At 49.4% G+C, this 17,398-nt stretch carries 1 protein-coding gene (cut by a window edge); it reads left to right on the top strand.

Annotated features, from left to right (window positions below; all coding sequences use genetic code 11):
• Positions 1 to 17,398: the 3' portion of a non-ribosomal peptide synthase/polyketide synthase gene (locus MKX59_RS15505; RefSeq protein ID WP_340858516.1), read on the top strand. 11,420 nt of this gene lie to the left of the window's left edge; 17,398 of the gene's 28,818 nt are visible here — the last part of the coding sequence; its start codon lies beyond the left edge, outside the window; its stop codon occupies positions 17,396 to 17,398.

Below are 17,398 nucleotides of genomic sequence, written 5' to 3'. Positions count from 1 at the left end.
GAGTTTTGAAATGGTGAACAATGAGCCTGTGCAGCGGATTCAGGAAAGGGTACCTTTCGAGGTGGAGTATGCCAAGGTACGGGAAAAACAGGCAGGGACAGACGCACTTGCATTTGAGACGGAAATAGAAAAATTGGTTAGCAATTTTGTAAATCCATTCGATCTGCAAGCTGCTCCACTGTTACGGGTAGCCTTACTGGATCTTAACGGAGAGGGGACAGAAGAAACACAGCATCTGCTAATGATCGACATGCACCACATTATCTCGGACGGTGTGTCGACGAGTGTGTTGACCCGCGAATTTGTTCGCTTATATAGCGGTGAGAAGTTACCTCCGCTGCGGATCCAATACAAAGACTATGCCGTATGGCAGCAAAGTGAAGCGCAAAAGGATTGGATGAAACGTCAGGAAGCATATTGGCTGGATACCTTCCGGAGTGAGTTACCCGTACTGAATCTGCCAACTGATTTTGCCCGTCCGGCAGTACGAAGTACGGCAGGCGATACAGTGGTATTCAGACTGGAACGCGAAGTCAGCGAGCGCTTGAAAGAGCTGGCGGCGCAGACAGGTTCAACGCTGTACATGGTGCTACTTGCAGCCTATACAGCACTGCTGCAACAGTATACTGGACAGGAAGATATCATTGTCGGGACTCCGATTGCGGGACGGCCGCATGCCGATCTGGAGCCGATCATCGGGATGTTTGTTGGCACACTGGCAATGCGCAATTATCCAACCGCTAAGCAAACGTTCCGAAGCTATGTGGAAGACGTGAAAACCCAAGCTTTGCAAGCCTACGAGCATCAGGATTATCCATTTGAAGAACTGGTGGACAAGCTAAATGTGAAACGGGATATGGGCCGTAATCCGTTGTTCGACACTATGTTTATACTGCAAAATACCGAAGAAGGCGAGCTGAAACTGGAGGATATCCGTTTCCGTCCATACGACATGGAGCAGGCTCCGGTGAAATTTGACTTAATGCTGGAAGCGAGCGAGGAAGAAGAAGGTATTCGGTTCGAATTGCAGTATGCAACATCGTTGTATGAGCGGAAAACGATTGAACAGATTACGCGTCATTTTATACGATTGTCTGAGGCTATTGTGGTGAATCCTGATATTAAACTGGGGGAGCTGGAATGGATCACAGAGGTAGAAACAGTGCATGTGCTGAGAGTGCATCAAGAGCGTCAGAAAGCTTCGCGTTACTGGAGCGCATATCTAGACGGGTATGAAGAAGCTTGCTGTTTGCCACAGGCTAAAACTCAGAGTAGAGCAGAGTGTCAAACGGAGCATTTTAACGTAGCTTTAAGTCCGAGTCTGATGAGCGGGATTCAGCAAATCTCCAACCGCTATCAGGTGAATCAGAGCACGCTGATTCAGACGGTGTGGGGCATTTTGCTTCAAAAATATAACGACACGGATGATGTAGTGTTTGGTAGTACGCTGTCCGGAAATGAGGGTGATATTCCAAATAAGGAGCGTATGCTCAGCTTGATTTTGAATACACTCCCTGTACGTATTACCAGTAGTGAGAACAACTCGTTCTGGGAAGTAATGAAACAAACCCAGAAGCAATCAGTGGCTTCTAGTAAATATGATGCTTTTTCACTATATGAAATTCAGAAACTCTCAGAACTTAAGCAAAATTTAATTAATCATATACTCATTTTTGAAAATGACTGGGTGGAGGAACAGTCTGGGCAACTAGGTGATGATATAGAGTCCCACTTTAGCATTACGGGGGTTGAGTCGGTCGAACAGTCCAACTATGATTTTAACCTGGTAGTTTTTTCAGGGAAAAAAACCCGAATGAGCTTTAGTTACAACGCACTTGTGTTTGATCGAGAAAGTATAAAGCAAATTTATGGACACTTGGTGCACCTACTAGAACAAGTTGTGGTTAACCCGGGCATTCAAGTGCATGAAATGAAAGCGATGACCGAACAGGAGTGCAAGCAAATCCTTGTTGGTTGTGGAGATATGGCAATAGAATATCCAAATAAACAGACGATTCACGGTTTGTTCGAAGCTCAAGTTTTACAAACACCAGAGCAAGTAGCGCTATTTTTCGAAGGGGAGCAGTTGACATACCTAGAGATGAATGAACGCGCTAACTCACTGGCACGGGTACTTCAAGCGCACGGTGTAGGACCCGACAAGCTGGTTGGCCTGATGGTACAGCGTTCGGCGGAGATGATCATCGGTCTGCTGGCCGTGTTAAAAGCGGGTGGTGCTTATGTGCCGATCGACCCTGAATATCCGTCAGCCCGTATTGAATATATGCTGAATGACAGTGAGGCCGCCGTACTTCTGACCAGTCGCGATCTGGTAGGAGAACACCATTACAGCGCCAACACTCTGTTTATCGAAGATGAGGAAGTATATCAAGGGGAAAAGACCAATCTGGAAGCCACTGCCCAGCCGGAGCATCTGGCTTACGTTATTTATACTTCTGGTTCAACCGGAAATCCTAAGGGCGTTATGCTCCAGCATCGCTCGGTGCTGAACTTTATTACAGGAATGCGCGAAGTGATCGACTTTGCAGCGGACAAAACGATTCTATCGTTAACCACCATTTCGTTCGATATTTTCGTATTGGAAACGATCCTGCCGTTGCTGGGCGGAATGACCGTTATACTTGGTGACCACCGTCATCAGGTCAATCCTCAGGCACTTGGCGAGCTGATTACAGCACATCACATTGACATGCTGCAAATGACGCCATCCCGGCTGCAAATGCTGCTGGGTCATGAGGAAGGCTCTCGTGCGCTCCAAGGTGTACAGGAAATTATGGTGGGGGGAGAAGCGCTTCCACCCAAGCTGCTGGAGGCCTTGCAAAAATTGAACGGTCCCCGCATTTATAACATGTACGGACCTACAGAAACGACGGTGTGGTCGGCAGTACAGGAACTTACCCAGGCCAAACAGATTGACATTGGACGTCCTATCGCGAATACGCAAATTTATGTCATTAACGCAAAGGGTGAATTACAGCCGATCGGTGTACCAGGCGAGCTATGCATTGCAGGGGAAGGTTTGGCCCGTGGCTATTGGAATCGCGCGGAATTGACGGCGGACAAATTTGTAGATAATCCATTTTCAACAGGAACACGAATGTACAAAACCGGGGACCTCGCCCGCTGGAAAGCGGATGGAAACCTGGAGTTTATCGGCCGAATCGACCATCAGGTGAAAATCCGCGGGTATCGAATTGAACTGAGTGAGGTTGAGTCGAAGCTGCTGCAAGTTGATTTTGTACGGGAAGTAACGGTCATTGCTCAAGCAGATGAAACAGGGCAAAAGCAAATGGTGGCGTACTACGTCGCCGGGCAAGAAATTGGCGCAAGCGAGCTGAGAAGCGAACTGGGCCGAGAGCTGCCAAGCTATATGGTGCCATCATACTTTATACAATTGGAGCAGATGCCATTAAGTCCGAATGGCAAAATCGACCGCAAAGCATTGCCAGCATTGGAAGATAATCCGCAAAGCAGAACGGATTATTTCGCACCGCGAACGCCAATGGAATCGAAGCTGACCCAAATTTGGCAGGATGTATTGGGCCTGAAGCAAGTCGGCGTGAAAGAGAACTTTTTCGAGATTGGTGGACACTCACTGCGGGCAACTACCTTGACTTCAAAGATTCACAAAGAACTGAATAAATCCCTGTCGTTACGCAGTATTTTCGAAGCTCCAACGATTGAACAGCTGGCTGTAGTGATTGAAAGTTTGGAACAGATGAAGTATGCATTGATTCCGGTGACGGAAGAACGAACTTTTTATCCGCTGTCCTCTGCACAAAAGCGGATGTACGTATTGCACCAGCTTGACCCTGACGATGTAAACTACAACATGCCTGCTATGTTCCAGGTAAGCGGCCCGCTGGATGTGAAGCGGATGGAAGAAGTATTCCGTCAATTGATCTCACGCCATTCAACACTCCGTACCCGCTTTGAAATGATAAATAACGAGCCGAAGCAGCAGATTCAGGATACCGTATCGTTCGAGTTGGAGTATGCGAAGGTGCAGGTGGGACATGTCGTAGCTTATACAGCAGCAGATCGACAAACCGATGTGGAAGTGTTACATCGTGATGTAGTGCAGGAACGGTATGCATCGGTGACTGAGCAGCTTGTGAGCAAGGAAGTACAAGAAAAGATCCAAAGCTTTGTACGTCCATTTGATCTGCAAGCCGCTCCGTTACTGCGGGTTGCCCTGATCGATTTGGGCGTACAGGGAATAGAAGAAGAGCCGCAGTATTTGCTGATGCTCGATATGCACCATATCATCTCGGACGGTGTGTCGACGGGCGTGTTGACTCGCGAATTTGCTCGCTTATACAGCGATGAAGAGCTGCCACCGCTACGGATTCAATACAAAGATTATGCCGTATGGCAGCAAAGTGAAGCGCAAAAGGATTGGATGAAACGTCAGGAAGCATATTGGCTCGACACCTTCCGGGGCGGAGTGCCTGTGCTGGATCTGGCAACCGACTTTGCCCGTCCGGCAGTGCAAAGTGCGGCAGGGGATACGATCGAATTTGGACTGGAGCGTGAAGTTAGCGAACGCCTGAAAGAACTGGCTTCGCAAACAGGTTCAACCTTGTATATGGTGCTGCTGGCGGCGTACACTACGCTCTTGCATAAATACACAGGCCAAGAAGATATCGTAGTGGGAACGCCGATTGCTGGAAGACCGCATGCGGAACTGGAGAGTCTGGTAGGTGTCTTCATCAACACGCTGGCGATCCGCAATTATCCGTCTGGCGACAAATCGTTCCTGGATTATCTGCAAGAGGTGAAGGAGCATGCGCTCAGTGCTTATGAGCATCAGGACTATCCTTTTGAAGAGCTGGTTGAAAAGCTGAATTTAACACGGGATACGAGCCGGAATGCGCTGTTTGACACGATGTTTGAGTTGAAAACATTGGAGCAGCAGGAGTTCGAGCTGGAAGGTCTGACCTTGAATTCGTACCCGTTAGGGAATACTACGGCCAAATTGGATCTGTCCTTGGAGACCATGGAGCAGCCGGAGGGGATTGTGTGCAGTCTGGAATACAGCACGGCGCTCTATAAGCCGGAGACTATCGCCCGATTGGCGCAGCATTTTACGGAGATCGTCCGAGCTATTGCGTATCATCCGCAGCAGTCACTGGCAACTTTGAATATGGTAACCGTCGAGGAAAAAGAACAACTCATCTACGGTTTTGGAGAAGTGGGAGTAAGAGATGTTGCTGCAGTTGAAGCAGGAGCCCTGTTCCATACCTTCGTAGAAGAACAGGCTCAGCTTGTACCGGATCATATGGCGGTGGTGTATGAGGAGCAGCAGTTGACGTACCGCATACTGAACGAGCGTGCGAACCAATTGGCTCGGAGATTGCGGAATGAAGGCGTTGGACGCGAGTCAATTGTCGGCATTTTGAGTGAACGCTCCATGGATATGCTGGTCGGCGTATTGGCGGTGTGGAAGGCTGGCGGCGCATATGTGCCACTGGATGCGGATTATCCGTCCGAACGCATTCGTTTCATGCTGGAGAATAGTGGTGCGACGGTACTGTTAACACAAACGGGATTGCAGGAGCAAGCACAGGCATGGCTGGAGGAAAGCAAGCAGTCCTTGACCAGGGGTAAGACTGAGGGTGAGTTGGAAACAGCGACTGGCGCCGAAACGATGGAATCAGGTGCTCTTCATGGAACTGTGAATGGAGCAGCAGATTCGCCAACTGACAGCGAAGCAGCATCCCAATCCGTAGCAAACTTACGTTTGCACACCGTACTAGCATTGGACGACGAATCACTGTACACCGGGGATGCCACGAATATCGAGCCGATCAATGAGCCGCAGGATCTGGCGTATGTGATCTACACGTCCGGGACAACAGGACGTCCGAAGGGCGTCATGATCGAACATCACAGCTTGGTCAATACGGCTGCGGCGTATCGTCGGGATTACCGTCTGAGCCAGTTCCCGGTACGACTGCTGCAGCTGGCGAGCTTCTCCTTCGACGTCTTCGTCGGGGATATCGCGCGGACGCTCTATAACGGTGGCACGATGGTTATTTGTCCGAAAGACGACCGGATTGATTTTAGCCGTTTGTATGGCTGGATTCGCGATTACCAGATTACAGTGTTCGAATCGACCCCGGCCCTGATCGTACCGTTTATGCAGCATGTGCATGAACAGGGGCTAGACATGAGCAGTCTGGAACTGCTGATCACCAGCTCGGATAGCTGTAGCGTGACAGATTACCGGGTGCTGCAAGAACGGTTTGGCGCAGATATCCGCATTATGAACAGTTACGGCGTCACGGAAGCGGCGATTGACTCCAGCTTCTATGACGAAGAGCTGTCGAAGCTGCCAAGCAGCGGCAATGTACCGATTGGTCAGGCATGGCTGAACGCACGCTTCTACATCGTGGACAGCCAACTGAATCCGGTGCCAATCGGCATACTGGGTGAGCTGTGCATCGGCGGGATTGGGGTCGCACGGGGATACTTGAACCGTGCGGACCTGACAGCCGAGAAATTCGTAGCGAACCCCTACGTACCGGGTGAACGACTGTACCGCACAGGCGATTTGGCACGGTGGATGCCGGACGGCAATGTGGACTTTGTTGGCCGGATGGATGATCAGGTCAAAATCCGGGGCTTCCGGATTGAACTGGGCGAGGTGGAAGCGCAGCTGCTGACTGTGGATGGCATCGAGAAAGCGATAGTCACCGCCTGGGAAAACGAAAACGGAGACAAGGATTTGTGTGCGTATGTCGTAGCTTCCGAGGCGCTGAATTTGCCGGAGCTGCGCAGCATACTCCAGCCAAAACTGCCGGGCTATATGATCCCGACATATGTCGTACAACTGGATCGTTTCCCGCTGACACCGAATGGCAAAATCGACCGCAAAGCATTGCCAGCATTGGAAGATAATCTGCAAAGCAGAACGGATTATTTCGCACCGCGAACGCCAATGGAATCGAAGCTGACCCAAATTTGGCAGGATGTATTGGGCCTGAAGCAAGTCGGCGTGAAAGAGAACTTTTTCGAGATTGGTGGACACTCACTGCGGGCAACTACCTTGACTTCAAAGATTCACAAAGAACTGAATAAATCCCTGTCGTTACGCAGTATTTTCGAAGCTCCAACGATTGAACAGCTGGCTGTAGTGATTGAAAGTTTGGAACAGATGAAGTATGCATTGATTCCGGTGACGGAAGAACGAACTTTTTATCCGCTGTCCTCTGCACAAAAGCGGATGTACGTATTGCACCAGCTTGACCCTGACGATGTAAACTACAACATGCCTGCTATGTTCCAGGTAAGCGGCCCGCTGGATGTGAAGCGGATGGAAGAAGTATTCCGTCAATTGATCTCACGCCATTCAACACTCCGTACCCGCTTTGAAATGATAAATAACGAGCCGAAGCAGCAGATTCAGGATACCGTATCGTTCGAGTTGGAGTATGCGAAGGTGCAGGTGGGACATGTCGTAGCTTATACAGCAGCAGATCGACAAACCGATGTGGAAGTGTTACATCGTGATGTAGTGCAGGAACGGTATGCATCGGTGACTGAGCAGCTTGTGAGCAAGGAAGTACAAGAAAAGATCCAAAGCTTTGTACGTCCATTTGATCTGCAAGCCGCTCCGTTACTGCGGGTTGCCCTGATCGATTTGGGCGTACAGGGAATAGAAGAAGAGCCGCAGTATTTGCTGATGCTCGATATGCACCATATCATCTCGGACGGTGTGTCGACGGGCGTGTTGACTCGCGAATTTGCTCGCTTATACAGCGATGAAGAGCTGCCACCGCTACGGATTCAATACAAAGATTATGCCGTATGGCAGCAAAGTGAAGCGCAACAGGATTGGATGGAAGTTCAGGAAGCGTATTGGCTCAATACTTTCCGGGGCAATCTGCCTGTGCTGAACCTGCCAACCGATTTTGCCCGTCCGGCGGTACGGAGCACAGCAGGCGACACGGTTGTATTCAGATTGGAGCGTGAAGTTAGCGAGCGCTTAAAAGAACTGGCAGCACAGACAGGTTCGACGCTGTACATGGTGTTATTAGCGGCCTATACAGCGTTACTATATCAATATACAGGGCAGGAAGATATCATTGTTGGCACCCCAATTGCGGGACGCCCACATGCCGATCTTGAGCCCATCATTGGGATGTTTGTCGGAACCCTGGCACTACGCAATTATCCGACTGCAGAGCAGACGTTCCGCAGCTTTCTAGAAGATGTGAAAATCCGGGCTTTACAAGCCTACGAGCACCAGGACTATCCATTTGAAAACCTGGTGGACAAGTTGAATGTGAAGCGGGATATGAGTCGGAATCCGATCTTCGATACGATGTTTGTACTGCAAAACACCGAGCAAAGCGAGTTGAAGCTCAAAGAACTGAGCTTCCGACTATACGATATAGAGCAAACTCCAGTGAAGTTTGACCTGACGCTGGAAGCGAGAGAGGAAGAATCCGGAATACAGTTCGGATTGCAGTATGCGACCATGCTGTACCAGCGGGAAACAATTGAGCAGATCACACGCCACTTTGTACGGTTGGCTGAAGTGATTGCGGCTAGCCCAGATACCACATTGAGTGAGCTGGAATGGATTACAGTGGAAGAAACAGTGGATGTACTGAAAGTGCATCAAGAACGTCAGAAGGCTTCTCGTTACTGGACCGCATACCTGGATGGGTATGAAGAACAGGCCCGTTTGCCACAGGCTAAAATCCAGAGCAAAACAGGTTATCAGGCGGAGCGTCTGGATTTTGATTTGGGCGCGGGTCTAACGGCTGGAATTCAGCAAATCGCCAAGCGTTATCAGGTGACGATGAATACGCTGATGCAGACGGTGTGGGGCATGTTGCTTCAAAAATATAACGGTACGGATGATGTGGTGTTCGGCAGCGTCGTATCCGGACGTCCGGCGGAGATTCCAAATGTGGAGCATATCATCGGTCTGTTTATTAACACGATTCCTGTACGCATTCACAGTCATAAGGACAGTCTGTTCTCGGACGTGATGAAGCAGAATCAGGAGCAATCCATCGCTTCCCAAGCCTATGATACGTACCCGCTGTATGAGATTCAGGGACTGTCGGAGCTGAAGCAGGATTTGATCAACCATATCCTTATTTTTGAAAATTACCCGATGGAGGAGCAAATCGAGCAGTTGGGTGAGGGGGAAGCATCCAGCTTCCGCATTACGGGAGTGGAGTCCGTCGAGCAGATGAACTATGACTTTAACCTGGTGGTCCTGCCGGGGAACACGATCCACATGAGCTTTGTCTACAATGCGCTGGCATTTGAACGCGAAAGTGTGGAGCAAATTCAGGGTCATCTGATGGAACTGTTGAAACAGGTGGTAGCTACCCCGGATATTTCGGTACGTGAGCTGGATGTATTGAGTGAGCCAGAACGGGAGCAAATCCTGCGCGTATGGGGAGATACGGCAGCGGACTATCCAAGCGAGCAGACGATTCACGGCTTGTTCGAGGCGCAAGCGGCGCAGACCCCGGAGCAGGCAGCATTGTTCTGCGAGGGAGAGCAACTGAGCTACCGCGAGCTGAACGAACGCGCCAACCGTTTGGCCCGTACCCTGCGTAGTCACGGAGTGACGAGCGATCGTTTGGTGGGTCTCATAACCGATCGTTCGGTGGATATGATCGTAGGCATCTTTGGGATTTTGAAAGCCGGGGGAGCATATGTGCCAATTGATCCGACGTATCCGGAAGAGCGTATCCGCTACATGCTGGACGACTCTGGGGCAGAGCTGTTATTGACGCAAAATCATCTGGTGGGCAACGTAGCTTTTGACGGTAAGGTGCTGGTTTTGGATGGAGAGCAGGCGGTCTATCACGAGGACGGTTCAAACCTGGAGCCTGTATCCGGGCCGAACGATTTGGCCTATGTGATCTATACATCAGGGACCACAGGCCAGCCGAAGGGCGTTATGCTGGAGCATCACGGACTGTGCAACTTGAAAGTCTATTTCGATCAGACGCTGCATATTGGCATATCGGATCATATCCTGTTGTTTGCCAGCTATTCATTTGATGCGGCTTGCTGGGAAATCTTCCAGGCGCTGTTCTGCGGAGCCACGTTATACGTGCCAACGTCAGAGACGATTTTGAACTACGAGCGGTTTAAGCAATATATGGCGGATCATCACATTACCGTGGCAACCTTGCCGCCGACCTATGCGGTCTATCTGGAGCCGGAACGGATGTCAAGCCTGCGTATTCTGTTCACAGCCGGATCAGCATCGTCGATAGAGCTGGTGTACAAGTGGAAGGATCAGGTTGCGTACTACAATGGCTACGGCCCAACCGAAAACTCGGTAGCTACGTCGATATGGCCGGTGTCTGAGGATGCGAGAGCAGGACAATTGATTTCCATCGGACGTCCTGTGCCAAACCATCGGGTGTACATGGTGGATGCACATGGTCATCTGGCACCAGTAGGCGTAGCGGGTGAGTTATGCGTATCCGGGCCGGGTCTGGCACGCGGCTATCTGGATCGTCCAGAGCTGACGGAGGAGAAATTCGTACCGAATCCGTTTGCGAATGGAGAAGCGGGCTATGAACGCATGTACCGGACAGGTGACTTGGCGAGATGGATGCCGGATGGCAACATCGAATATCTGGGCCGGATCGACCATCAGGTTAAAATCCGGGGGTACCGGATTGAGTTGGGCGAGGTCGAGGCGCAAATTTTGAAAGTGGAAGATGTGCAGGAGGTCATCGTGCTGGCACGTGCAGATGAGCAGGGGCAAAACCAACTGGTCGCCTACTATGTGGCAGAGCGAGAAGTGAATGCAGGTGAGCTACGCAGCTTACTGGGTGAGAAACTGCCAAACTACATGGTGCCTGCGTACTTCGTACAACTGGAGAACATGCCGCTGACACCGAACGGTAAAATTGATCGCAAAGTACTGCCAGCACTGGAAACAAATTTTCAGGGTAGAAGTGAATATGTTGCTCCACAAACGGATGCAGAGCAGGTTCTGGCTTCTATCTGGCAAACCGTACTGGGTAAGAAGCCAATTGGCTTGCTAGAAAATTTCTTCGATTTGGGCGGCGATTCGATCAAGGCGATTCAAGTATCTTCACGTCTGCTTCAGGCAGGCTACAAGCTGGATATGAAGACATTGTTTAAGCATCCGAGTGTGTCAGAATTGGCTCCGTACTTGAGTGTGGCGGGTGTCAGAACTGCCGAGCAGGGTGAGATTAAGGGCAATGTGCTGCTTACGCCGATTCAACATTGGTTTGCAGATTTGGATGAAACGGCTGCACATCACTTTAATCAGGCTGTTATGCTACACCAGGACCAGAGATTTAACGAGTCGGCACTGCGCCTGACACTGACAAAACTGGTGGAACATCATGATATTCTGCGAACGGTGTTCCGCAAAACGGAGCATAGCTATGAAGCGTGGAATCGGGGGACGCAAGAAGGTGAGCTATATCATCTTGATATGTTGGACTTCGACGATATACCCATTGGATCGGAGTTGAACCAAGCAATTGAAGCTAAAGCCAATGAGATTCAAAGCAGTATTTCTTTAAATGAAGGGCCACTAATGAAAGTCGGTTTGTTCCGTTGTGCGGATGGTGACCATTTGCTGATCGTGATTCATCATTTGGTAGTGGATGGGGTATCGTGGCGTATCTTGTTTGAAGATTTCGCGACTGCTTATGCGCAAGCTGTGAATGGAGAAGCAATTCATTTGCCTGATAAGACGGACTCCTTCCGTGCCTGGTCTGAAAAATTGGCTGTTTATGCAATCAGCCCGGCAATGGAGAGCGAACGCGCGTACTGGGAGCAATTAGACAAAGTAATCAGTTCTGATCAGGCTATATTACCTGAGGATTATAAGCATGATGGCAGATTTATGATTCGCGACATGGACACCGTAACAATGCAACTCACAGAGGAAGAGACCGTTCAACTGTTGAAACAAGCGCATCATGCATATAGCACGGAAGTGAACGATTTGCTGTTGACTGCTCTTGGTATGACGCTGTATGCCTGGACGGGCCATGAGAGTATCTTTATAAATCTGGAAGGGCACGGACGGGAGAGCATTATACCAGACATTGATATTTCTCGTACGGTTGGTTGGTTTACAAGTCAATATCCGGTTTTGTTGAATATTGGAGAGAAATCCGACGTGTCGAGACGTATCAAACAGGTCAAAGAGGGTCTACGTCAAATACCGCATAAAGGAATCGGATACAGTATTTGGAGATATCTGAGTAAAACAGGTCAAAAAGGGGGCCATCCTGAACCACAGGTGAACTTTAACTATCTGGGAGAGTTTGATCAGGATCTCCAAAATAGCGATATTCACACTTCACCCTATTCGTCTGGAAGAGATTTCAGCGACCGAATTGAGCTGAAATCTGCTTTAGACGTGGGGGGAATGGTAACAGATGGCAGGTTGGAGCTTAAGATTAAATATAATAGCAAGGCATTCTGCAAGGATACGATAGAGGATCTGGTTCATCTGTTAAAGAAGAATTTACAGGAAGTGATCAGGCATTGCATATCTCGAGAACGGACGGAGCTAACACCTAGCGACGTACTGCTTAAGGAACTCACCGTGGAGCAATTGGATGCCATTGTGGAACAAACGCAGTCGGTTGGAGAAGTAGAGAATATATATGCACTAACACCGATGCAGAAGGGGATGTTGTTTTACAATTTGATGGATTCTCAATCGGGTGCTTATTTTGAGCAGTCCTCCTTTGACCTGAAAGGATGTTTAAATCTGGCTGCGTTTACAGCGAGTCTGGAACTGCTGGTACAGCGGCATTCTGTACTACGGACAAATTTTTATAGCGGCTGGAAGGACGAGCCCCTGCAGGTTGTGTACCGGAATAAACGCAGTGAGTTGTATATAGAGGATTTGCGAGATATGGAGGAAGAAGAGCGGAACGATTATATCCTGGAATATACGCGCAAAGACAAGCAGAGAGGCTTTGATCTAGCGGAGGATACTTTGATGCGTGTCGCGATTTTGCGTACGGCTGAGAAAACATATCGTTTTGTATGGAGCTTTCACCATATTTTAATGGATGGCTGGTGCTTGTCGCTGGTGACGAATGAGGTATTTGCGAGTTACTTTGCGATTCTCGCCCATAAACAGCCGGAACTGGGACCTGTAACGCCATATAGCCAATATATTGAGTGGCTGGAGCAACAGGATCGTCAGGCTGCTTCAAACTATTGGAGCAGGTATCTGGATGGATATGAGGAGCAGTCTCGTTTGCCACAGGCCAAAATCCAGAGCAAAACAGGTTATCAGACGAAGCGCCTGGACTTTGATTTGGGCGCGGGTCTAACGGCTGGAATTCAGCAAATCGCCAAGCGTTATCAGGTGACGATGAATACGCTGATGCAGACGGTGTGGGGCATGTTGCTTCAAAAATATAACGGTACGAATGATGTGGTGTTCGGCAGCGTCGTATCCGGACGTCCGGCGGAGATTCCAAATGTGGAGCATATCATCGGTCTGTTTATTAACACGATTCCTGTACGCATTCACAGTCATAAGGACAGTCTGTTCTCGGACGTGATGAAGCAGAATCAGGAGCAATCCATCGCTTCCCAAGCCTATGATACGTACCCGCTATATGAAATTCAGGGGCTGTCGGAGCTGAAGCAGGATTTGATTAATCATATTCTTATTTTTGAAAATTACCCGATGGAGGAACAAATCGAGCAGTTGGGTGAGGGGGAAGCATCCAGCTTCCGCATTACGGGAGTGGAGTCCGTCGAGCAGACGAACTATGACTTTAACCTGGTGGTCCTGCCGGGGAACACGATCCACATGAGCTTTGTCTACAATGCGCTGGCATTTGAACGCGAAAGTGTGGAGCAAATTCAGGGTCATCTGATGGAACTGTTGAAACAGGTGGTAGCTACCCCGGATATTTCGGTACGTGAGCTGGATGTATTGAGTGAGCCAGAACGGGAGCAAATCCTGCGCGTATGGGGAGATACGGCAGCGGACTATCCAAGCGAGCAGACGATTCACGGCTTGTTCGAGGCGCAAGCGGCGCAGACCCCGGAGCAGGCAGCATTGTTCTTCGAAGGAGCACAGTTGACCTACCGCGAGCTGAATGAACGTGCAAACCGACTGGCTCGTACCTTGCGGAGTCACGGCGTAACAACAGACAGCTTGGTGGGGATTATGACGGAGCGTTCGGTGGATATGATCGTGGGGATGCTCGGGATTATGAAAGCGGGAGGCGCGTATGTTCCTCTAGATCCAACGTATCCAGAGGACCGTATCCGTTACATGCTGGACGACTCGGGAACAGCTCTCTTATTAACACAAAGCCATCTGGTGGAAAAAGTGGCCTTCGACGGCAAGATACTGGTGCTGGATGGGGAACAGGGGATCTATCACGAAGAGGGGGCGAATCTGGAGCCAGTGTCTGGCCCGAACGATCTGGCGTATGTGATTTATACCTCAGGAACGACGGGCCAGCCGAAGGGCGTTATGATCGAGCATCACGGGCCATGCAATCTGAAAACCTATTTTGATGAAACCCTACACATGAGCTTGTCGGATCATGTCCTGATGTTTGCCAGCTATTCCTTTGATGCCGCTTGCTGGGAAGTGTTCCAAACGCTGTTCTGCGGAGCCACACTGTACGTACCGACCATGGAGACGATTTTAAACTATGAGCGGTTTGAACAATATACCGCAGAGCACCAAATTACCGTAGTCATGCTGCCACCGACGTATGCGGTGTATCTGGAACCGAAGCGGATGTCGAGTCTGCGTATCCTGTTTACAGCCGGATCGGCCTCCTCATTAGAGCTTGTACAGCAATGGAAAGATCAGGTTCCGTATTATAACGGATACGGCCCAACGGAAAACTCAATTGTCACAACGATCTGGCCGGTGTCTGAGGATGCGAATGCGGATGAACGGATTTCTATCGGACGTCCCGTACCGAATCACCGGGTATATATCGTGGATGCGCATGGACATCTGGCACCTGTGGGCGTAGCTGGAGAATTGTGTGTATCGGGGGAAGGGCTGGCACGTGGATATCTGCATCGTCCGGAGCTCACGGATGAGAAATTTATACCTAATCCGTTTACGGACGGAGAAGCAGGATATGAACGGATGTATCGCACAGGGGACTTGGCGAGATGGATGCCAGACGGCAACATTGAGCACTTAGGCCGGATCGACCATCAGGTGAAAATCCGGGGGTACCGGATTGAACTGGGCGAGGTGGAGGCAAACCTGCTGAAGGTGGAGGCTGTGCAAGAGGTAATTGTACTATCCCATGAGGATGAGCAGGGTCAAAACCAACTGGTGGCGTACTATGTGGCAGAGCGCGAAGTGAGTACAAGTGAGTTACGCAGCTTACTGGGTGAAAAGCTACCTAACTATATGGTGCCTTCGTACTTTGTGCAGCTGGAATCCATGCCACTAACACCAAACGGTAAAATTGACCGCACGGCACTGCCACTGCCGGAATTGGCAAGTAGCCCGGATATAGCTTACGTGGCTCCAAGAAATGAAGTGGAACAACAATTGGCGAATCTCTGGCGGGCGGTGCTTGGGGTAGAAAAGGTAAGTATCGACGAGAACTTCTTTGAGCTTGGAGGTCATTCTTTAAAGGCCATTCAGCTCGTTTCCAAAGCACAGGAATCAGGTATTCCACTCGGCATACACCAAGTGTTGCAACATCAAACCATTCGAAGCTTGTCCGATCTGTTATCCCTTGATAAAGTTGTCACCAAGCAAGATACTTCATTGCTTACAGATGTAACGGAAGCTGAACAATGGATTAGCGAAACCTTTGGCGTACAGGCCATGCTTCAATTCGTACCTAACGATGAACGCGACTACTTGTTTCTGCATGTGCATCCCTTACGGGCAGATCAGGTGGACGAGATGACCGCCGGAATCTCGTCTCATGTTCATTCCGACCTCCATCCTCATTATATCGTTCCGATGGGTGAGGAAGACGCCAGCCTAAGGGTCAGAACAGGGCACGCAGAGCTGGAGCAAACAGACGAGGAACAGGAAAACAGTCACCAACGTCAGACTGAAGAATGGATTTTAAAAATCGCTGAAATGAATGCTAGCTGGCATGAGCATCTACTCAGCTCAGAGGCTATCTATCGTTTCCCGCTGGCCCCTGCTCAGCATTACCATTTGATGCACCCGGCTTCCTCGGGCACCGTGGTTCGGTTGGACCAATACGTGGATATGGGGCGTCTGAATACAGCGATTCGGCAGTTAATTCATCGCCATGAATTACTGAGAAGTGTGCTTGTACACGCGGATGGAGTCTGGGAATGGGAAGTACGGCCAACACCGGAGCATATTTCATTGCCTTGTGTGGATCTTTCGATCTATCCGGTACAGACCCAACAGCAGCTTCTTTCATCCCTCATGTCGAATCTTTATTTTGAACCATATGAGCAGAAACACGCTCTGCAATACCGGATGATGCTGGTTCGCTTGAATTTGCGGGAACATTTACTGCTACTGCCATGCTCACATATCATCTTTGATGCGACGAGTGGTGTAGTTTTGCATAATCAGCTTCTGGAGGAATACGATCATATACAGCAAAGTCAGACAGTTAAAACATTCCATTATCACGATTATGTCGATCATATCCGCCAAGGTCCTCAAGGACTCAGCGATCCGCAGATTGTGGAGCAATTTAAGCTCCCGGCATTTGAGGATCATAATAGTCGTATCCATGAACGGATGCTGGGGTGTAATTATGCAGCACCTACTTCATATCATTGGAATCTAAACCTGCATGATATTCCAACGCAGGAGGAGGCTGTGAACCTATGGGATTTTTCGTTGCAAATGGCATTCCAGTTCTTGAGCAGCTATTTTGAACAGTCCGAAGTTCCATTATGGTTGACACAGTATGGACGACAGTATGGGGATCGGAACTACTTTGGATCGGTGGGAGAATATATTGACCACATTCCCGTCTTACTCCTGAAGGAGGAGAGAATATCCTACGAAAATGATATCCAGAAACTCTTGGATACTGCCACACATCATCATTTAAATTTCTTCAATCTGATCTTTAACGAAGAAATGAAATCAGCTTACCCGCAATCAAGCAACATTCTAAAAAAGGGACTTGAACAACTGCCAATCGTGTTTAACTACTTGGGTGAAATGCAGGGAGGCTTAAATGAAATCGGTGCTTTGGACAGGAAGAAGGAACAGGCAAACGGAGGAAAAGCGATTTTCTTTGAGTCTGTATACACAGAAAGTGTATTGCAGATTTCTCTATCCCTTCCCTTTGAAGAGGATCACGAGAAAATTCATCGAATCTTCCAAGCTGCCAGTGACAGGCTCTTAACCGCTTTGACCATCTCGCAGTAA

The sequence above is a fragment of the Paenibacillus sp. FSL R7-0340 genome (assembly GCF_038002205.1).
GTDB lineage: Bacteria > Bacillota > Bacilli > Paenibacillales > Paenibacillaceae > Paenibacillus > Paenibacillus polymyxa_B.
Note: the sequence above shows the minus strand (reverse complement) of the source record. Positions and strands in the feature narration are given on the sequence as shown.